The 19798-nt window shown below is 70.6% G+C and carries 14 protein-coding genes; 4 read left to right on the top strand and 10 right to left on the bottom strand.

The window, feature by feature from the left end; genetic code table 11:
- Positions 1-28: 28 nt before the first annotated feature.
- From NRF20_RS40875 to eccD, 9 genes are all read right to left on the bottom strand, one after another.
- Positions 29-340: a hypothetical protein gene (locus NRF20_RS40875; RefSeq protein WP_266364630.1), complete on the bottom strand. Its 312-nt coding sequence runs from the start codon at positions 338-340 to the stop codon at positions 29-31.
- Complete coding sequence (locus NRF20_RS40870; RefSeq protein WP_398629461.1) at positions 333-791, bottom strand: YbaB/EbfC family nucleoid-associated protein; 459 nt, start codon at positions 789-791, stop codon at positions 333-335. The genes NRF20_RS40875 and NRF20_RS40870 overlap by 8 nt, the downstream gene beginning before the upstream one ends.
- Positions 791-1429, bottom strand: coding sequence for a type VII secretion system-associated protein (locus NRF20_RS40865; RefSeq protein ID WP_398629462.1), 639 nt, complete (start codon positions 1427-1429; stop codon positions 791-793). The genes NRF20_RS40870 and NRF20_RS40865 overlap by 1 nt, the downstream gene beginning before the upstream one ends.
- A complete protein-coding gene (locus tag NRF20_RS40860; protein ID WP_398629463.1) occupies positions 1426-3600 on the bottom strand; it encodes a hypothetical protein in 2175 nt (724 codons plus the stop codon). The genes NRF20_RS40865 and NRF20_RS40860 overlap by 4 nt, the downstream gene beginning before the upstream one ends.
- A 4-nt stretch (positions 3601-3604) precedes the next feature.
- Positions 3605-3982, bottom strand: coding sequence for a hypothetical protein (locus NRF20_RS40855; protein ID WP_398629464.1), 378 nt, complete (start codon positions 3980-3982; stop codon positions 3605-3607).
- Positions 3983-4016: 34 nt separating this feature from the next.
- The gene (locus NRF20_RS40850) at positions 4017-4316 is read right to left on the bottom strand and encodes a hypothetical protein (protein ID WP_398629465.1); all 300 of its coding nucleotides are present in this window, start codon (positions 4314-4316) and stop codon (positions 4017-4019) included.
- A 66-nt stretch (positions 4317-4382) separates the two neighbouring features.
- Positions 4383-4730 carry a hypothetical protein gene (locus NRF20_RS40845; protein ID WP_266364618.1) on the bottom strand — a complete coding sequence of 116 codons (348 nt, stop codon included), beginning with the start codon at positions 4728-4730 and terminating at the stop codon, positions 4383-4385.
- 260 nt (positions 4731-4990) lie between these two features.
- Positions 4991-6436: a type VII secretion protein EccB gene (gene eccB, locus NRF20_RS40840; protein ID WP_398629466.1), complete on the bottom strand. Its 1446-nt coding sequence runs from the start codon at positions 6434-6436 to the stop codon at positions 4991-4993.
- A 117-nt stretch (positions 6437-6553) separates the two neighbouring features.
- The gene (gene eccD, locus NRF20_RS40835) at positions 6554-7936 is read right to left on the bottom strand and encodes a type VII secretion integral membrane protein EccD (RefSeq protein WP_398629467.1); all 1383 of its coding nucleotides are present in this window, start codon (positions 7934-7936) and stop codon (positions 6554-6556) included.
- 277 nt (positions 7937-8213) lie between these two features.
- On the opposite strand from eccD, the gene eccCa reads away from it, so the two are divergent.
- On the top strand, positions 8214-12140 hold the full coding sequence (gene eccCa, locus NRF20_RS40830) for a type VII secretion protein EccCa (protein WP_413754200.1): 3927 nt from the start codon (positions 8214-8216) through the stop codon (positions 12138-12140).
- 277 nt (positions 12141-12417) lie between these two features.
- Complete coding sequence (locus NRF20_RS40825) at positions 12418-13341, top strand: alpha/beta hydrolase (RefSeq protein WP_413754669.1); 924 nt, start codon at positions 12418-12420, stop codon at positions 13339-13341.
- Positions 13342-13431: 90 nt separating this feature from the next.
- Here the strand turns inward: NRF20_RS40825 and NRF20_RS40820 are convergent, their stop codons facing one another.
- Positions 13432-14718, bottom strand: a complete 1287-nt coding sequence (locus NRF20_RS40820; protein ID WP_398629469.1) for a S8 family serine peptidase — start codon at positions 14716-14718, stop codon at positions 13432-13434.
- A 185-nt stretch (positions 14719-14903) separates the two neighbouring features.
- Here NRF20_RS40820 and NRF20_RS40815 point away from each other — a divergent pair, with 185 nt between their 5' ends.
- Positions 14904-18203 (top strand): right-handed parallel beta-helix repeat-containing protein, encoded by a 3300-nt coding sequence (locus NRF20_RS40815; RefSeq protein ID WP_398629512.1) that lies wholly within the window; start codon positions 14904-14906, stop codon positions 18201-18203.
- Between the two features lie 360 nt (positions 18204-18563).
- Positions 18564-19394 (top strand): discoidin domain-containing protein, encoded by an 831-nt coding sequence (locus NRF20_RS40810; protein ID WP_398629470.1) that lies wholly within the window; start codon positions 18564-18566, stop codon positions 19392-19394.
- The last annotated feature ends 404 nt before the right edge of the window (positions 19395-19798 follow it).

Genomic DNA, 19798 nt, shown 5'->3' with positions numbered 1-19798 from the left:
GGTGCCGCGTCTTCGGGGTTCGGCCGGCTCAGCCGGCGGCAATGTGGTTGGCGTCGTCCTCGGCGTCGTTCAGGATGACCGAGGCGTTGTTGCCGCTGATGCCGACCATTTCGAGCAGATCGGAGAGGCCTTCGAGGCCGTAGGTGAGCCCCTTGCCCGTCGAGTCGACGAACTTGTGGTACTCCTTCGCGTACACATCGTCCTTGCCGCCCGCGGTCCTGTTCTCCAGGTTGATGTGGTCGTTGAGGACGCCCAGTTCACCGACGATCCTTGAGATGGCGCCGAACTGGGTGAACCGGCGCGGGAGATCCCCCGGAACGCTCAGGGTTCCGTCAGCCATAGAACTCGTCCTCCTCGCCGCGGTTGCCGGACGGCTTGCGCCCGCCGCCCAGCACCGTCTCCGTCAGCCCCTCGGGCTGCATCGCGCGCAGCGGAGCGAGCAGATCGTCGAGCTCACCACCGCCGAAGAGTCCGCTCGCCAGCTCCTCCTGACTGCCCATCAACGGCCGTACCGAGCCGCTGACCTTGGAGTTCATCTCCGTACGTGCCGCGTTGACGGTGCTCTTCAGCACCTCGGCGAGCTGGGCCCCGGGCATCGTGCGGTAGCCCTCGGTGTGGAATTTGAAGGAGAGGATCTCGCCGTGGGCGTTGACCGAGGCGGTCACCATCCGGTCCTTGGAGGTTGCCGAGGCGGACGCCCTGGCCAGTTCCTCCTGGACCTGCTGGATCTTCTTCGTCTGCTCCGCGAGGCCGGCCATGGCCTCCGCGAGCTGTTCCTGGAACGACACCATCAGTACTGCTCCTCCTTGCCTTCCGCCGCCGCTTCCAGCACGTCGACCGCGCGGGACAGGTCGTCCGCGGACAGCCGCAGAGCGACGGGGCCCGTCGGGTTGAGGTACAGGTCCTGGCCTTCGGGTACGAGTGCGAACGCCTCCGAGACGGGCAGCACCCGGTGGGCGAGCGCGCCCGCCCGCTCCAGATGGGCGGGCGCGGTGAACACCGGCACCACCGGGTCGCCGTCCGGGGTACAGGCGCTGACCGCGCCACCGCCGGGAGCGGTCAGGACGGCCAGTTCGGCCGTGACCACGGCCAGGGCGACGCCCTCGACCGGGCCGTAGCCGGTGGCCGCGAGCTGCATGGCGGCATCCACGTCGTCGGTCGGTTCGGGCCAGCCGAGCATGCCGGGAGACGGCCGGTACTTGTCGTTCCGCTGCCATTCGACGATCTCGCCGTCGGCGTCGGAGCGCCACTGCCCGATCACCGCCCACAGCGGCGGTTCGCCTTCTCCGCTCCACGCGGGGTCCACCGTGCCGAACCAGTGCTCGGGTGCGGTGCGCGCCGCCGCACGGATGTCGTCGGGCACCGGCGGCATGGCGGAATCCTCGCTCCCGGTGGGTATCGCGCCCGCTTCTGCACCTGCGGAACTCATCGCCCGATCACGCCCGTTCCGGCGTCGGGCTCGGTGCCCCACACCTCTTCGTCCTCCGAGAGCCATACGTTGCGCTGCCGGTCACCGCCGTTGCCTCCGCCACCCGGGGCACCACCGCCACCGCCCATGCCCATCGGCGGCATGAACGGCATGCCGGTCCCCGCCCCGCCCCCCGCCCCGCCCCGCCCGAGGGCGCCGAGCGACTGGGTGGACACATTGCCCTGCGTGGGCGGGACATTGGGGGTCGCGGGCAGCCCCATGGCGGCACGGGCGCGGTTGCTGAGCCCGGACACCACGGAGGTCGGCTCGCGGATCGCGTTGCCGTTGCTGTCGACCATCCTGCGGAGATTCTCGGAGGCTCCCTTCGAGCCGCCGAAGAGATCACCGCTCGACGTGGACGGACGGCGCTGGCCGTTCAGCAGCTCGTCGAGCGTCTTGGGGTTGCGGGTCTTCAGGTTGTTGCTGCTCTCGGTGATGTGCTTGCCCTGCGGGTCGCTGATGGTTCCGTCGGCGTTGATCCGGGAGCCGGGCGGGACGGTGAGCTTCCCGCCGTACATGTTGGTCAGCGGCTTACCGTCCGCGCCGATCAGGTTTCCCTGAGCATCCACCCTGGTGCCCTTGGGGACGATGACGTTGCCCTCGGTGTCGACCCGGAAGCCTCGCGTCAGGTCCCCGGAGGTGGAGCCGCCCGGAAGCGTCGGCGGCTTCGGGCCACCGGTCGTGGGCGAAATGATCTTACCCCCGGGGCCGATCGTGGAGCCGGGGGGCACGATCAGGGGCTTGCCGTCCGCGCCGAGGACCGGTTTGCCCTTGGAGTCGGTGACGGCGCCGGTCTTGGGGTCGATGCGCGATCCGGCCGGAACCGTCAGGGACCCGCCGCCGCCCGTACCGGAGGTGCCGCCGCTGGCTCCGGTGACCGGATTCGGGCCCAGGCCGAGGTTTTTGTTCTTCGGGAGATTGGTTCCGGAGACGCCCCCGCTCGGCCCGGTGACCGGAGGCGGGGCACCGAGGTCGAGATCGCCGCCGCCCGCACCGCCGGAACCACCGCCGGTGCCGCCGCCCTCACCGCCCGCGCCGTCACCGCCGGCGCCTCCGCCGAGCATCTCCTTGAACTTGTTGAGGATGTCGTCGGCACCGCCCGTGCCGCCGTCACCGCCCGCACCTGCGTCGCCGTAGAAGTCCTTCTGCTCCTCGGCCGTCAGCGAGATGGTGAACGTCGGCTTCACGACGGAATTCGCGTCGGAGAGCCTCCCGCTCGCCTTGTCGTAGGCCGTCGCCAGGTCGAGCATCGTCTGGGAGGACTTGTCGTCGAGCTCGGTCTTGACGCCGTCGAGCCAGCTCGCCTTCGCGTCGCGCTCTATGCCGTCCCAGTCAGGACCACTCACCGTCGCGTCGTGGTCCGACTTGGGGTTCTGGGTGCTCATCACCTTCAGGAACTGCGCTTTCAGGTGGGTGAACGCCATGGAGATGGCACCGGCTTCTCGGTACTCGATGCCCGTGCCCACGGTTTCCAGCTTGTTGAACCAGTCCAAGGAGTTCTTCCTCAGTACCCCTATGGTGGTCGTCAATTGGTCGCTCACCGCTTGGAGATCGTCCTTTATCGCACCACCCATGTAAAAGGACTGAGTCTCTTGCAGCGAACGCTTCACCGCCAGGAGAACGGCTTCGAAGAGTGCGGCGGACTCCCCTTGCAGTTCCTCCGAGCCGTTGCCCACCTTTTCTGCCCATTCATTGAACTTGGCCGCCCATCCGCCCGTCCAGAGATCCATGTTGTTGAGGATCGCGGACGCTTTGCTCGACGACAGCGGATTGGCGTCCTTGTTCGTCCAGGACGCCACCGACCCAAGAATCGGACCGGCCGCTCCGGTGAACTCGGCCAGCGCCCCGGAATCATTGCCGAAGTCGGTATAGTTGTAGCCGAACCCGAACATCAGCCATTGTTCTTTATCCCTGGCGGGGAAGGCGAACGCGTACCACCCGTCCAGCCCCCACTCCTCCGCCTTGAGCTTCGGAGTGCCGCTGAACCATTGGCCGTTCACCTCTTTGATGATCCACTTCTTGGAACCCGAGCCCGCCACCAGGTTCCGGTCCGGCAGCTTGGTGATGCCGTCGTGAAACATGGCGAGGATGTCCTCCCACTTGGCCGGCATCCCGGGGGGCACCTCAGCCATGGTTTCACTTTCCCTTCGGGGTCAGGATCTCGGAGAACTCGTCGGCGAGGGCGCCGCCCATGCCCGTGGAGTCGTCCTCGGCGTCCTGGTGCTTGGTCTCCACGTCCCGCAGGCTGGCCGAGAAGTTGTTCATGAGCGTGATGGCCGTTTCGTACCGCGTACGCATACTGGCGCGGTACGTTTCCATCTGACCCTCGAGTGCCTTCGCCTGCGTGCACTTCTCGGGGTTTCCGACAGCGAGAGGGATCTTCGATCCCAGGCTCACATAGTCCGCCTTGACCGTGAGGTCACGACGGAACGTGGGGAGTTCCTGGTTCGCGTACCTGAGATAGACGCCGTCGGTCGACTGGAACATGTCGCCCGGTTTCTCGTCACCAGCCATGCTCACACCTCACAAGTCGATTCGGTCGGTCGGGTCAGCTGCCCTGAAGGTTGCTCAGACCGCGGCCACCGTCCAGGTCCCCGTCGATCTGCCGGGCGTGCATCCGCTGGAGAGTCGTCCGGGCGACCCCGTACTGCTCGTCGAGCTGCAGCTTGATCCGGCCCAGTTCCGCCTGGAATTCCTCCCAGGAGGTACGGGTCTGACCGCTCAGGGTGTCGCGCAGCGCGCCGAAGTTCTTCTCCATCCAGGCGAGCGCCTCCTTCATCTCCTGCTGAGCCGTATCCATGTTCTTGATGGCGTCCAGGACCCCTTGGTGGCTGATCTTGACGGTCATGGCGGAACTCCTCGTGAGGCGGTTAAGAGAGCGGGGAAGAAAAGGCGGGGGGAGAGCCGGGGAAGGTCACCCGGGGTTGATGGTGCCGGCGATACCGGCGGCGTAGCCCTGCGCCTCGTGCTCGGCGTCCGTGAGAAGCCGGTTGGCCATCGCGGTGCCCTCGCGGAAGAACTGGGTGCGCTCCATGACCCGTCCGTGCGCCCTGAGCCACTCGTCGATGCCCGCCGCGTGGGTCTCCGAGGAACCCGCCTGGTAGGCGGCCCGGACCTGGCCCTGGATGGTCCTGACCTTACGGCCCGCGTCATCCATGTCGCGAAGATGCTGGTCCAGCGTCTTCAGCGTCTCGAGCATCGCTGTTTCATCGTTGGACAGGCCGTCGGCCGAGTTGACGTTGAAGCCGGAGACATCAGACATGGGGGTCCTCCTGGACACTGCGGGAAAACGGCGGCACCACGGGCGCACGACAGGCCGACCACACCGGAATCACGCCCTCCGGGAGTCGACGGATCATCAGGTTAATACGCCGTACGGGATCTTGGTACGAATGTTCCCCGGCAATCTGAGTGTTCATCTGCAATACGTGCGTGAGCTGCGGAAATGCCGGGAAAGCGCGTACCCCCCGGCCCTCCTATCCTCAGAGAAACCTCAATTCCCTTAAGGCGGAGGGGAATCGGCTATCGGGGCATCGTGTTCTTCGATGCTTCCACGAGTCCCTGCGTCAGCAGGGCGGTGTCGTCCAGCGCGGGCCCCGACGCGAGCATGCCGAGGACACCGGACGGGACGGGCACGGACTGATCGGCTCTGTACCCGAGCCGCTGGAGTCCCTTCTCGCCCCCGGGGACCGGGTACTTGGCACCCGACTCGGTGACCAGGTAGTAGGCCGTGCCGGTGCCCGCCGAGGAGAGTGCCGTGACGAGGGCGCCGCCCTCCGGACGTACCGCGAACAGGTCGGCCGCTCCCGAACCCGCCGTGATCCCCGGCTGGTTGGACACCGCCCGGCCGCCCACCGCGTCCGCGCGCGGCAGGACGACCGAGACCGTCGGCCTGCCGTCCGCGGTGCCGACGACGGCACAGACGCCCTCGCCCGCGCCGACCGGACCGGGCCTGGGCAGACCGGTCGGGACCGTACCGCCTCCGGCCCCCACGAGCCGGGCCGCCTTCGGGTCCTGGTGGCGCGCCAGGTCGTCCGGGCCGATCTTCTGCAGGACGACCGCTCCTCCGGCGTAGGCGGTCCGCTGGGTGCGCGGATCGCCCTTCAGCAGTGCCTCCTCCAGCGCGGTGACCTTGGTCAGCCCGCGCTCCGTCAGCAGGTAATGGCCGCCGGAACCGTCGAAGAGCTGCCCGATCCGTGTCGGGCGGCCGGCCAGCGAGGGGCCCGCCTTGCCGCGTCCGGACACTTCCGGCACCGCCAGATCCGGGCCCGCCGGCAGGGCGTTGAGGAACGCGTCCGGGACCGGATGCGCCCCGTCGGGGTCGTAACCCAGCGCCTGGACCGCGTAGTTCGCGGTGTTCAGCCGCAGCCGGGTGCCGTGCCAGAGGAGGTACGTGGTGCCGCCCGGGACGGTACGGACCAGGGTGGCCCCGTCCGAGGTCACGGGCCTGCCCTCGGCGGTCAGGCCGACGGCCAGGGTGAGGAGCGGCTCCGCGGCGGCGTCGGGCCGGGTGGCGCACACCGACCAGGCCTCGCGGCTGAGCGCGCCCGCCTGCGGCAGCGGGTCCGGCGCGCCTACGATGCCCAGGGTCGCGCCGCGCGGGGCGTCCTCGATGGAGGCGGGCTTGACGCTCACCACCTTCATCCGGTCACCCGCCAGCAGTCTGGCCGAGGTCTCGTTGAGGACCGGGTGGAGGACTCCGTCGAGCGTGAGGTAGCGGGCGCCCGAACGTTCGTCGAGCACCAGCGTTCCGGTGGCCTTCCACGCGTTCGAGCCGCCGGGCACCACCAGCCCGTACACCGCGACGATGAGCGCGGCCAGGGCCGCGACCACGAGGCCGATGACGAAGCCCTTCGTGGTCCGCCGGTGTGCGGACTCGGGGGCGTCCGGGTCGTCCCGGAGCATTCCCAGTGACAGCCGGCTCATGACGAACATGTGCGCGTGGACCTGGTCCCGCCTGGACTGCATTCCTTGCCTTTCCGACCGGGCATCGGCCCGGCGCGCGAGGGCCCGGGGTTCCGGGGCTTTCGGCCGCCGGACCCCGGGATCCGCCGGCTGTCCGGCGGCGGACGCCGGAGAGCGGGCTCAGCTGTTGAGGCCCCGCAGGTACTGGTAGAGACCGGCGACGAGCAGGGCCAGTGGGACGAGGACGATGGCGAAGAGCAGGTGGAGCAGGTCGACCGCGCGCCCCCAGTAGGGCACCAGGCGACGGCCGGGGAGCGTCCAGCCCGTGATGGCGAGCACGGCCGCGACGGCCAGCAGACCGGCGAGCAGCAGCGGCCGGGACCCGTCGTCGGTCCGCAGGACCAGCTGCACCGTCAGCAGTACGGAACCGTAGGCGGCCGGCAGGACGACGGCGAGCCGCTGCCAGGCGCCGCCGATAGCCCGTGCGTGCGTGAACATCAGCGCGCACAGGACCGCGGCCAGGGTGAGCGGCGCCCAGGACGTCTCGAACGCCAGCGCCGTGAGGCAGCCCGCGGCCACCAGCCCGGTGGCGCCGTAGAGGCCCGTGAGGTAGCTGTCGGCGACGGCGCCGCGGGCGGCGATCCGCTCGTCCGGGGTGGGCTCGATGCCCTCCTGGAGCTGGCCCGCGTTGGTGGGCAGCAGCGGCACCTTCAGTCCGGACAGGCGGAACGCCAGGGACGGCAGGAAGTGTCCCAGCAGGACGACCGCCAGGATCAGCGGGGCGGCCGTGCCGGTGGCCGGGACGCCGAAGAGCATCACGGCTCCGCCGACCGCCCCGAGGACCGCGGCCAGGGCGGCGGCCAGGAACAGCGGGGCGCACGCGCCCACGGCGGCCAGTGCGAGCACGGCGGCGCCGGCCGCCGCGGAGCAGCCCGCGAGCAGCCGGGCGCCCAGTTCCGCGTCGGACTCGGCCCCTTGGGGCACCAGGGCTCCGGCCAGGGCGAGGTAGGGGACGGCCGCCGCGCCGAGCGCGGCGCCCGCGCCGACGTCGCCGACCGCCCGTGAGGCGGCCGCCGCACCGGCCAGCAGGAGGATCGCGGTCGCCGCCGCGCAGACCGTCCTGAGCCCCGTGGAACCGGGCAGCAGCAGGAGCAGCAGGCCGGTGGCGAGGGTGCTCAGGGCGAGCGCGGTCATGAGGTGGTGCGACCACACCGGCCGCCAGGAGTCGGGGCGTTCGCGCAGCCGGCTGGAGAGCCCGTCGACGAGGTCGTCGTAATGGATCTCGGGGAGGGCGTCCCCGCGCAGGCGCAGATGGACCGTTTCGCCGTCGTGCAGGCCCAGGTCGCCGAGGGTGTTCTCGTCGTCGAGGGGTTCTTGGCCGAGGCGCTGGAGCACCCAGCCGCCTGCCTGCGCGCCACGTTCGTAGAGGTCGGTGCCCCCGTGGTCGACGATGGTCGGCATCAGATCGGCGAGCACGATGTCGGACGGTACGGCGAGTTCGACGGAGCGGTCGGGCGTCAGCACCGTGAGGCGGCACAGGGGTGCCGCGGATATGTCGGTCAAGCGCGTTTCATCGCCTTCCAGGACAGTGGTCGACGCGGTCAGATTGATCACATTAACTTGTGCGTGCAGTCTGTACGTTGTGGGGTGCCGCCAAGATCGGCGGCCCCGCCCCCGCCCATCTCCCGGCCTGCACTCCCGCACCGTCGGCCGTACCGCAGGCGTTTGACGTTCCGTCATCCCGAAGACGCGTCACGGCAACCGCCGGCACCCCTCAGGAAGGCGATTCCCTTTGAGCGTGGTCCTCTTCAAGAGGCCTCCCCGGCGTCTTGGCCCCGAGATGCCCCATGGCGAACTGAGCCTCCAGGAGCCGCCCACGGTGCCGGAGACGCAGAGCGCGATGGGCAACCTGATCACGTACATGCCGATGGCGCTCAGCTCGCTCGGCATGGTGCTCATCTTCCTGCGTCCCGGCAGTGGCGGCGGCCCCATGATGTACGTCGCCATCGGGCTGATGGCGCTGTCGGCCGTCGGCATGCTGGTCTCGCAGATCGTCCGGGCATCCGGGGACCGCAAGCGGGCGCTGCTCGGTGAGCGGCGCGACTACATGCGGTACCTGTCGATCAGCCGCAGGCGCATCCGCAAGGTGATCACCCAGCAGCGGGAGGCGCAGGCGTGGTCGCATCCGGACCCGGTGTCCCTGTGGAGCCTGGTGCCGACGGCCAGGCTGTGGGAGCGGCGGGCGGCGCACGCGGACTTCGCCGAGGTGCGGATCGCGGTGGGCGAGCAGCAGCTGGCGACGAAGCTGACACCGCTGAGCACCAAGCCGGTCGAGGATCTGGAGCCGCTGTCCGCGCATGCCCTGCGGCGCTTCATCAAGGCGTACGGCACGGTGCCCGACCAGCCGGTCGCGGTCTATCTGCGTACCTACGCACGCGTCCTGCTCCAGTCCGAGGAGGAGGCCGCGCACGCGATGGTGCGGGCCCTGCTGGCCCAGCTGAGTGTGTTCCACGCGCCGCAGGACCTGCGGATCGTGGTGCTGGCGGACCATGACCGCCGGGACGCCTGGGAGTGGGTGAAATGGCTGCCGCACGCCCAGCATCCGACGGACGTCGACGGCGGGGGCCCCGTGCGGCTGGTCACCGATTCCGTCCTGGGTCTCGAATCGCTGCTCGGCGAGGAACTGACCGGCCGGCCCGCATTCGAGACGGACGCCGTCCCGAGCACCGAGGAGCCCTACTGCGTCGTGGTCCTGGACAGCGCCCGGACGCCCGCCGACTCCCGGCTGGCCACCGACGGCTACCGCAACACGGTGACGCTGGACGTGTCCGGCTCCCTGCCCTGGCGTCAGTCCCGCCACACCCTGCGGCTGCGGATCGCCGGGCAGCAGCTCGAACTGGTCGGCACCGACCGGTCGGGGAAGGAGACCACGTCCGCGCTCGGCAGGCCCGATGTGCTGGGTCCCCGGCGGGCCAGGGCACTGGCCACACTGCTGTCCCCCTATCGGATGGGCATCACCACGGACAACGGTGAGGCACTCACCTCGGACGTGCAGCTGACGACCCTGCTCGGCCTCCCCGACCTGCACACCGTCGATCTGGACGCCGTGCGCGACGACCGCAGCGAACGGGCCAGGCTGCGGGTGCCGCTGGGGCTCGCCGGTGACGGCACCCCGGTGGAACTGGACATCAAGGAGGCGGCGCAGGGCGGTATGGGCCCGCACGGCGTGCTGATCGGCGCGACGGGTTCCGGCAAGTCGGAGCTGCTGCGGACCCTGGTGCTGGCGCTGGCGCTCACCCACTCCTCGGAGAAGCTGAACTTCGTCCTGGTCGACTTCAAGGGCGGCGCCACATTCCTGGGCCTGGACGGTCTGCCGCACACCTCGGCCGTCATCACCAACCTCGCCGACGAGTCCTCCCTGGTGGACCGCATGCAGGATGCCCTCCACGGTGAGCTGATGCGCCGACAGGAGCTGCTGCGCAGCGCCGGGAACTACACGTCGGCGTTCGAGTACGAGACGGCGCGGGCGGCGGGGACCGACCTGGAGCCGCTGCCGACGCTCTTCGTGGTGGTCGACGAGTTCAGCGAACTCCTCTCCGCGCACCGCGACTTCATGGACCTGTTCGTGATGGTGGGGCGGCTGGGCCGCAGCCTGGGCGTGCATCTGCTGCTTGCCTCGCAGCGGCTGGACGAGGGCCGGATGACCCAGCTGGAGTCGCATCTGTCGTACCGGATCGCGCTGCGGACGTTCTCCTCGATGGAGAGCCGTGGCGTCCTGGGTGTGCCGGACGCCTACCAGCTGCCCTCCGTACCCGGCAGCGCCATCCTGAAGAAGGACACCGGGACCCTGGTCCGGTTCAAGGCCGCGTACGTCTCCGGGCCCTACCAGGGCGCCCGCAGGGTCGGCGCGTCGGCCGTCGCCGGTCAGGTCGTCCCGTACCGCACGGAGTGGACCGCGCCCCGGCTCCCCGCGCCCGACCCGGACCCGCAGCCGGTGGCGGAGGAGGAGAGCGAGGAGTCCCTGCTCGCGCTGGCCGTGTCCCGGATGCGGGAGGGCGGCAGGCCCGCGCACCGGGTCTGGCTGCCGCCGCTGGACAGCCCGCTGTCGCTGGACGTCCTGCTGATGGGGGTGGAGCCGCACGCCGAGCGGGGTCTCACCACCATCGATCCCGAGCTGCACGGCCGGCTGACGGTGCCGGTGGGCATCATCGACCGGCCCTTCGACCAGAGCCGCGAGCCCCTGGTGGCCGAGCTGTCCGGCGCGGGCGGGCACGTCGGTATCGCGGGCGGTCCGCAGAGCGGCAAGTCCACGCTCGTACGCGACCTGATCATGTCGCTCGCGCTCACGCACACTCCGCGCGAAGTCCAGTTCTACTGCCTGGACTTCGGCGGAGGTTCACTCGGTTCGCTCCGCGACCTGCCCCATGTGGGCGGCGTGACGGGCCGGCTGGACCTGGAGCGGGTGCAGCGCACACTGGCCGAGGTGCACGGGCTGGTGGCCCGGCGCGAGAAGCAGTTCTCCGAGCTGGGCATCGACTCCATGGCGATGCTGCGCGCCCGCCGGGCCGCCGGTGAGTTGCCGGACGAGCCGTACGGCGATGTGTTCCTCGTCGTCGACGGCTGGGGCACGATCCGCCAGGACTTCATGGACATCATGGACACCTTCACGGCGCTGGCGGCGCGGGGCCTCAACTACGGTGTGCACCTCATCGTGGCGGCGGGCCGCTGGTCGGAGATCCCCACCGCGCTGCGGGACCAGCTCGGCACCCGCTTCGAGCTGCGGCTCGGCGACAGCATGGACTCCATGATCAACATGCGGGCCGCCGCGACCATCCCCAAGTCACCCGGCCGCGGCATGACCGATTCCAAGCACCACTTCCTCACCGCTCTGCCCCGGCTGGACGGCGGCGACAGCGCCTCGGACCTCGGGGCGGGCGTCGCCGACGCCGTGGCCCAGGTGGCCGAGCACTGGCAGGGCCCGCCCGCACCCGCGGTCCGCACCCTGCCGTCGGTCCTGGAACCCTCCGAGCTGCCCGACGCCGAGGTCGGCGCGGACGGCGATCTGCGCCTGCCGCTGGGCCTGGAGGGCAACCAGCTCGACGTCATGTGGCACGACTTCGCACAGACCGCGCACCTGGTGGTGGTGGGCGACGCGGAGACCGGCAAGACCAACCTGCTGCGCTCGGTCTGCCGGGCGGTCACCGACCGCTACACCCCCGCCGAGGCGCGGGTGTTGCTGATCGACTACCGGCGCGGGCTGCTGGAGAGCGTCCCCGAGTCGCACCGGCTGGGCTACGCCGTCTCCGTCGACGTACTCAAGCAGGCGGTGGACGGCGTCGCACGGGCCATGAAGGAGCGCCTGCCCGGCGCGGACATCTCGCCCGCCCAGCTGAAGCGGCGGGACTGGTGGAGCGGCCCGCGGGTCTTCCTGGTCGTGGACGACTACGACATGGTGTCCGGCGGCAACATGAGCAACCACTTCGGGCCACTGCTCGACTACCTCGCCCAGGGCGCGGAGCTCGGTCTGCACCTGATCGTGGCACGCAGCGCCAACGGCGCGGCGCGGGCGATGAACGACCCGCTGCTGCGCCGTCTGCTGGAGGTCAACACACCTGCCGCGCTGCTCTCCTGCCCGCCCTCGGAGGGATATCTGTTCAACGACACCAAGCCGAGGCAGCTGCCGCCCGGCCGGGCACAGCTGATCACGCGCAGGGGTGTGGTGCAGGTGCAGACCCCACTGCTGCCGGACCCGGAGGGCGAGGCCTAGGCATGTACGCGAAGACCCGTCCCGCCCACTTCATCTACCGGGCGTACGACGGGACTTCGCGTGCGCGGCCGGACGGGATTCGTCCGGCGCACTGCCCCCGGGTGCTGCCGGCGCGGTCGTGCTGGCAGGCTGTCCCGGTCGGGATGCCGCCGGGCATCCTCCGATCCGGGGAGGTCCTGTCGTGGATACCGGTGGAAGGCCGTCGGAGCACCGCCCCGACTCCCCGGCGCGGCACGCGCCTCCGTTCGACCCGGAGTTGCGTGCCGCGCTGGCGGCCATGGGGGCGGAGGCACGTGAGCCGCTGACGCCGGAGGGTCTCGCGGCCAGGCAGGAGCGGGATGCCGCCGCCCGCCCCAGACCGGCCCTCGGCGAACTCCGGGCCGACGGCCGGTTCGAGGTGGAGGAGCTGCGGACGCCCGCGGACCGGGACGGGCGGGAGGTCAGGCTCGTCAGCGCACGGCCCACCGGTGCCGCCGGGCCCCTGCCGCTGCTGTACTACATGCACGGCGGCGGCCTGATCATGGGCAACGCCTGGTCCGTACTTCCCCGGCTGCTCCGGGAATGGGCTCTGCCGCTAGGGATCGCCGTCATCTCCGTCGAGTACCGGCTGGCGCCACGGGCGCCGTACCTCGGTCCCGTGGAGGACTGCTACGCCGGACTCGTCCGGGCGGCCGACGACGCAGCCGCACTGGGCCTCGACGCGGACCGCGTCATTCTCGGGGGCAAGAGCGCGGGCGGCGGTCTCGCCGCGGCACTCGCCCTGCTGACCCGCGACCGCGGCGGACCGGTCCCGATCGGTCAGCTGCTCCTGAGCCCGATGCTCGACGACCGCGGCACCACGTTCTCCAGCCACCAGATGGCCGGCCTCGACACCTGGGACCGGACCTCCAACGCGACCGCGTGGCAGGCGGTGCTCGGCGACCGGTACGGCGCTGCCGGCCTGTCGCCCTACGCCGCACCCGCCCGCGCCACGGATCTGTCCGGGCTGCCCCCGGCCTACATCGAGGCCGGGTCGGCCGAGACCTTCAGGGACGAGGCCGTGGCCTACGCCGACGCTATCTGGCGGGCCGGTGGCGAGGCCGAACTGCATGTGTGGCCCGGCGCCTTCCACGGGTTCGACACCCTCGCGCCGCGGGCGGTCCTCAGCCAGGATGCCCGCGATGCCCGTTCCCGGTGGCTGCGGCGGATCGTCGGACGTTGAGGCCGGCCGAGCGGGTCACCGGATGTCGAGACCGGCCGAAAGGACCGCCGGACGTTGACGCCGCTGCCGCCCAGCGGTGATGGCCGGGGCTCAGTCCGCTTCCGCGGCAGGACGACCTGCCGCCCGGCCGGCCCGCCATCCCCGGCGGCGCCCTCTGGGCAGCACGAACGCCAGGAAGGCGACCACCAGCGTCACCCCTGTCGCCCCGCCGGCCACGGCCAGCGCCCGGTTGCGCGCCTCCGGCGGGTCGAGCGGCGGGACGGCCGGTGCGGAGGCGTTCTCCGTTGCGGCCGGGGACTGTGTGTGTTCCTCGGGAAGTACGGCGGAGAGCGCCCGCACCGGATCGACGATCCCCAGCCCGATGCCGGGGTCCGGCGTGTCACCCACGGCCCCGTAGGCGGTGGACTCCAGCCGGTGCGCGACCTGCTCGGCGGTCAGCCGGGGGTGGTAGGAGAGGACCAGGGCCGCCGTACCGGCCACGAAGGCGCCGGCCACCGCGTCGCCGCGGCCGGTGAACTGGCCGCGGCCGCCCGGCCCCGGCCCCGTCACCGAGACGCCGGGGGCGCTCAGCCTGGGCTGCGTACGCCGCCCCTTCTCCGTGCCCGGTGCTTCCGGTTCGCCGCCCGGCCCCACCGAGGAAACGGCGAGCACCCCGGGCAGCGCCGCCGGGTAGGCGGGCCCGTTCACCGTCTGCGATGCCGCCGCGCCGCGCTCCCACTCCCGTGCCGAGGCGGGCGCCACCACCAGCGCACCGGCCTTCTGCGCGGCGAGGACGGCGTCCTTGAGCTGCTTCGGTGCGGAAGGGACGCTCAGCGCCACGTGGACGATCCGCGCCCCGGAGTCGGTGGCCGCCCTGATGCCCTTGGCCAGCGCCTCGGGTGTGGTCGCACCGTATTTGTCGGTGGCCCGCACCGCGATCACCTCGGCCTCCGGGGCGACGCCGGCCGCCTTGACACCCTGCTGCTGCCCGCCCGCCACGATCCCGGCGAGGAACGTGCCATATCCGACGCAGTCGTCCCGCACGGTGCCGCCCGCCACCACATCCGGGCCGCCGGTGACCCGGCCGTCCAGCGCCGGAACCCGCCGCAGATCCGCTCCGGTGCCGATGACGGCGACCTTGACCCCCGCGCCACGGCTGAGTTCCCAGGCCCTGTCGATCCCGAGGAAGCTCTGCGCCCAGGGGACTTGGGCAGATTTCTTGGCGGATCCCGGAGTGCATGGGCGGCCGTCGGCGACAGTGGCGGGCATTCCCGGCAGCGAGGGGCTGTCCGCGTCCCCCGCCGCACCGGCCGGAGCCGCGGTGCCGGGTATCAGGAGCAGGGCGGCCAGTGCTGCCGGCCCGAGTGCGTGGGACACCGAGGACCTCGAAGATCGCATGCGCCGATGGTAACGACGCTCCCCGGACCCGTGCCCCGGCGGCCCCGGAACGCCGACCACCATGGCGGGCGACCTGCGGCAACAGGCATGATGGGCACAGCAGTTTCCCACGCCCTACATGCCGCGCGTCTCCGCCCCGTACCTACGGCGCAGGGGTCCGGGAGGTCAGATAAGTGTCACGCCAGATGCTCACCGTCGCCGCCGACGGGACGGGCGACCACCGCACCGTCGGGGAGGCCGTCGCACGGGCCCGTGCCGGAGCGGTCGTCAGGATCGCTCCGGGGCGGTACGAGGAGAGCCTGACGGTCTCGGCCGCGATCACCCTGACCGCCGCCGAGGGCGAGGGGACGGTGGAGCTGGCGCCCCGGCGCGGTACGGCGCTGACACTCACCGGGGACGCGGTGATGGTCAGGGATCTCGTGCTGCGCGGGCACGACGACGAACTGCCCGTGGTCGACGCGCCGCGCGGGCAGCTCGCGATGGACCGGTGCGACATCCACGGTTCGGCCTGGTCGGCGCTCTTCGCGCGGGACGGCGGGTCGCTGGCGCTGCGTCAGTGCCGGATCAGCAACCCGGTGGGCGCCGGTGTGGTGTCCACCTCCTCGGCCGAGAGCTTCCTCGAGAACTGCGTCGTCGAACACCTCGGTACGTCCGCCGTGGTGGCCGGTGAGCAGGGCAGGATCACCGCGCGCTTCAGCCGGCTCAGGGACACCAAGGGCAACGGTGTCCTCACCAACGGGCAGGCGCACGTCCTCCTGGAGGAATGCGCGATATCGGCGACCGGAAAGCCGGGCGTCGCCGTCGAGGAGGAGAGTTCGGTCAGGATGGTGCGCGGCACGGTCCGCAAGGCCGTCGTCGGCGTGTTCGTGAACAGCGCCGGGCCGGTCGTCCTGGAGGACATCGCCGTCAGCGACGTCACCGGGCACGGATTCGTCCTGGGCGGCGGCAGTTCACCGACGCTGGCCCGGTGCAGTACCGAACGGACCGGCGGGCACGGCCTGTTGGTGACCGAGCGCAGCCGTGGCACGTTCGAGGAGTGCGTGTTCGCCACCGCCGAGGAACCCGGCGTACGCGTCACCGGCTTCTCCTCACCGGTGCTGACGGACACCGTCGTCCATGACGCCAAGGGCACCGGCGTGCTGCTCGACGAGGACTCGGCCGCCGAGTTCAACCGCCTTGAGGTACGGGACAGCGGCGGGTCCGGAATCGTGATCCGCGGCGGCGCCAACCCGCTGCTGCTGCGGGCCACGGTCACCGGCGCCGGCACGCACGGCGTGGAGGTCGTCAAGGACGGCAGGGGGCGGCTGGAGGAGGGCGTCGTCGAGCGGTCGGGCGACTCGGCGGTCCATGTCTCGGGCCACGGCAATCTGTTCGTCGGCAAGGGCCGGCTGCGTACCTCCGCCGGGGCCGGGATCCACATCGGGGCGCTCGGTACGCTCACGCTGCGGGACACCGGGGTCGAGGAGTCCGGCGGCGCGGGCGTCCACATCGCACCCGAGGGCGAACTGGCGGCCGTGCGTGCCGTGGTGACGGGGTCCGCCGAGTACGGCGTACTGGTGTCCGCGGGCGCGCGGGCCTCCCTCAACGGCTGCGAGGTGACCGGTTCGGGAGCCGACGGCATACGGGTGGAGGGCACCGACGCCGTGTCGCTGACCGGCTGCACCGTCCGCGCCAACCGGGGCAGCGGAGTGCGCCAGACGGTGCCCGGCGACCGGCTCGCCGTCGAGGGGCTGGCCAGTGCGGAGAACGGTGCCCCGGACGCCTGGGGCACCGCAAAGGACGCGGAGGCGGCGGGCGACGGGCGGCTGCCCGGCGGAGCCGCCCCGGCGGCGGCCGAAACCCGGTCCGGTACGGGCCCGATGGCCGAGCTGGAGTCGCTGATCGGCCTCGACGAGGTCAAACAGCAGGTGCTGACGCTGATCAACCTCAACCGGATGGCGCAGCGCAGGGCGAGCATCGGCATGCCCGCTCCGCCGATGAGCCGCCACCTGGTCTTCGCGGGCCCTCCCGGCACCGGCAAGACCACCGTCGCCCGGCTGTACGGCTCCATCCTCGCCTCGCTCGGCGTGCTGCGCTCCGGGCACCTGGTGGAGGTGTCGCGTGCGGACCTGGTGGCGCAGATCATCGGCGGGACGGCCATCAAGACCACCGAGACCTTCAACAAGGCGCTGGGCGGGGTGCTGTTCGTCGACGAGGCGTACACCCTGCTCTCCGACGGCGGCGGCAGTGGTGCCGACTTCGGGCGCGAGGCGATCGACACCCTGGTGAAGCTGATGGAGGACCACCGCGAGGACGTGGTGGTGGTGGCCGCCGGCTATCCGAAGGAGATGACGGACTTCCTGGCGTCCAACCCGGGTCTCGCCTCGCGTTTCACCCGCAGCGTCGAGTTCAGCGACTACACCTCGGACGAACTGGTCACGATCGTGGAGCGGATGTGCACCGGCCACCACTACGAGCTGGATCCGGCGGCGCGGACCGCACTGCTCACCCGCTTCGAGCGGATTCCCCGTGACGCGGGCTTCGGCAACGGCCGTACCGCCCGCAAGGTCTTCGAGGAGATGGTGGACCGGCAGGCATCCCGGCTGGCCACCCTGCCGGAGGCCGGCGAGCGGGAGCTGGCCGTGCTGACCGCGGAGGACGTGGGCGTCCCGGCGGGCGGCGCGCCGGAGGACGGGCAGGACGAGGATCCGCTGCTGCGGCTGGACGCCCTGGTGGGCCTCGCAGCCGTCAAGCGCGAGGTGGGCGACCTGGTCAATCTGCTCGCCACCGCGCGCCGGAGGAAGGAGGCCGGCCTGCCCGCGCCCCGGATCAGCAACCATCTGGTCTTCGCCGGCCCGCCCGGCACCGGCAAGACAACCGTGGCGCGGCTCTACGGCGAACTGCTGGCCTCCCTGGGCGTGCTGCCGCGCGGCCAGCTCGTCGAGGTCTCACGTGCGGACCTGGTGGGCCGCTATGTCGGACACACCGCGCAGCTGACCCGGGAGGTGTTCGAACGGGCTTTGGGAGGCGTCCTGTTCATCGACGAGGCGTACACCCTGACGCCCCGCTCGGGCGCCGGTTCCTCAGACTTCGGCCAGGAGGCGGTGGAGACACTGCTGAAGCTGATGGAGGACCACCGCGACGAGGTGGTGGTGATCGCGGCGGGGTATACCGCGGAGATGAACCGGTTCCTGAGCTCCAATCCGGGCCTCGACTCACGCTTCCCGCGGCGTATCGAGTTCCCCGACTACTCCTCGGACGAACTGGTCACGATCGTCCGCATGCACGCGGCCGACAACGGCTACGAGTGCGCGCCCGGCACGGCCAACGCGCTGCGGACCCACTTCGACGGCATCCCCAGGGGGGCGACGTTCGGCAACGCTCGGCTGGCCCGGCAGACGCTGGAGCAGATGATGACCCATCAGGCGGGACGGCTGAGCACCGTCGCGGTACCGAGCCTGGACGACCTGCGGCTGCTCCTCCCCGAGGACCTCTCCGCGCGCTGAGATCGAACCAGGCCCGGGGCCGCGGCGGATATGCGAAGCACTCCAGGATCACTGGCAGATCCTCCAGCCACTCCTGGAGGCGGGGCCGCCTGCGTGCGGCGAGCAGGCAGTGGTGCACGGTGCCGTCACGGAGACGGACGATGACCCCGAGGTGTCTGGGGTCCTGGGCCGCGTACTCGACGGAGCCGATCTCGGCCCAGGTGAACTGCGGGTCCCCGGCCGGGGATTCGATTATGACGCTGAAAGCCCAGCTTTCAGACTTGCGCGAATCCTGAGGTAGCGAGAGTTCGGCCCAGCGGAATCGTGACTCCGAGGACTGACGGCACGACGAGCATCACGGTACGCGGCACTCATGAGGGCGTGACCGAGCAGGACACGTTGACGGTGAAGGTCAAGGATGGCCTCGTCTACGTCGCCGAGGACGTGATCGGCGCATCGTTGCTGGTGGAAGGAAAGGAGGCCTACGGCGAGTTCGGCCTGAACGATGGGCTGAAGTACGAGATGGAAGGCAGGTCGGACGCAGGCGGGTCCATCGGCTTGGATGCAGCACAGATCAAATGGCATGGCGGCATCGTCGATCTGAACGGCGGCGACAATTACAAGCCGGTTGCCGTCAAGGAAGTGGACACGTTCACGTTCAAGGGAGACAAGATCCTCACACCGCAGGTCGAGGCGCCCACCAGAGGAGTCGTCTGGGCGGACGTGACGCTGGACGGCAAGACCTTCACGACAAACAGGGTCTTCCTGGACCTGCTGCCGTACAAGAACCTGGCAAAGGGCGCCGAAATCACTGCCGACCAGCAGCACGAGGCGGTGCCGAACCTCACCGACGGCAAGCTGATCGAGGCCGATCGGTTCGATCGGTCGAAGTGGTCGGTGCCAGGAAACGAGAAGGCTTGGATTCAATTCAAGCTTCCGGCGAAGCACGAGATCTCCAACATCGACATCAACTTCAACACGCTGGATCAGAATTACATCAACACACCCAAGACGATGAAGATCCAAACCAGTGTCGACGGCGTGACCTGGAAGGATGCCGGCACCGTCAACGGCCCCACAGGCACCGCCTATTTCGGGTTCTACGACCAGTACCCCCTCAGCGCACAGGCCCGGTACGTGAAGTTGGTGTTTGACGGCGGCTCCAACGGGTCGACGACCGACTTGCTCGAAGTAGCCATCAACGGAGTGTAGACAACGCGGCGACGGTCAGCGTCGTGCCCATCAGGGACGACGCTGACCGGATGCCGACGGAGAGGCGACCCGCACCGCACATTTTCGGCTCTACTTCACTTCCTCACCTCCGGGCCGTGTTCACCGGCCCGGAGGCGCCTGACGAAACGCGCGGCGGCTGCGGTCGGTCCGCCGGACATGGCGAACCGGCTCGGCAGCTACGTGATCGCCCGTCCCGGTTCCAGCTCGCCTACGGCACGGGCACCCGACGCTGGATTCTGTCTCCGTGTGCGTCCGCGGAGCATTCGCTCGGACCGGTAAGAACGCAATTGGCGCTGGACGTTGTCCAGCGCCAATTGCCTGCGGCGGACGCAGGCGATCACGGCCGCGTCATGCGCAGAGACACACCCAGCCGAACCCAGCTG

The sequence above is a fragment of the Streptomyces sp. R-74717 genome (assembly GCF_047305335.1).
GTDB lineage: Bacteria > Actinomycetota > Actinomycetes > Streptomycetales > Streptomycetaceae > Streptomyces > Streptomyces atratus.
This window is presented reverse-complemented; position numbering and strand designations above follow the sequence as displayed.

Excerpts from the sequence above, each read along its gene's own strand:
- NRF20_RS40875 (WP_266364630.1), bottom strand. The coding sequence starts at position 340 with ATGGCTGACGGAACCCTGAGCGTTCCGGGGGATCTCCCGCGCCGGTTC.
- NRF20_RS40870 (WP_398629461.1), bottom strand. The coding sequence starts at position 791 with ATGGTGTCGTTCCAGGAACAGCTCGCGGAGGCCATGGCCGGCCTCGCG.
- NRF20_RS40865 (WP_398629462.1), bottom strand. The coding sequence starts at position 1,429 with ATGAGTTCCGCAGGTGCAGAAGCGGGCGCGATACCCACCGGGAGCGAG.
- NRF20_RS40860 (WP_398629463.1), bottom strand. The coding sequence starts at position 3,600 with ATGGCTGAGGTGCCCCCCGGGATGCCGGCCAAGTGGGAGGACATCCTC.
- NRF20_RS40855 (WP_398629464.1), bottom strand. The coding sequence starts at position 3,982 with ATGGCTGGTGACGAGAAACCGGGCGACATGTTCCAGTCGACCGACGGC.
- NRF20_RS40850 (WP_398629465.1), bottom strand. The coding sequence starts at position 4,316 with ATGACCGTCAAGATCAGCCACCAAGGGGTCCTGGACGCCATCAAGAAC.
- NRF20_RS40845 (WP_266364618.1), bottom strand. The coding sequence starts at position 4,730 with ATGTCTGATGTCTCCGGCTTCAACGTCAACTCGGCCGACGGCCTGTCC.
- eccB (WP_398629466.1), bottom strand. The coding sequence starts at position 6,436 with ATGCAGTCCAGGCGGGACCAGGTCCACGCGCACATGTTCGTCATGAGC.
- eccCa (WP_413754200.1), top strand. The coding sequence starts at position 8,214 with ATGCCCCATGGCGAACTGAGCCTCCAGGAGCCGCCCACGGTGCCGGAG.
- NRF20_RS40825 (WP_413754669.1), top strand. The coding sequence starts at position 12,418 with ATGGGGGCGGAGGCACGTGAGCCGCTGACGCCGGAGGGTCTCGCGGCC.
- NRF20_RS40820 (WP_398629469.1), bottom strand. The coding sequence starts at position 14,718 with ATGCGATCTTCGAGGTCCTCGGTGTCCCACGCACTCGGGCCGGCAGCA.
- NRF20_RS40815 (WP_398629512.1), top strand. The coding sequence starts at position 14,904 with ATGCTCACCGTCGCCGCCGACGGGACGGGCGACCACCGCACCGTCGGG.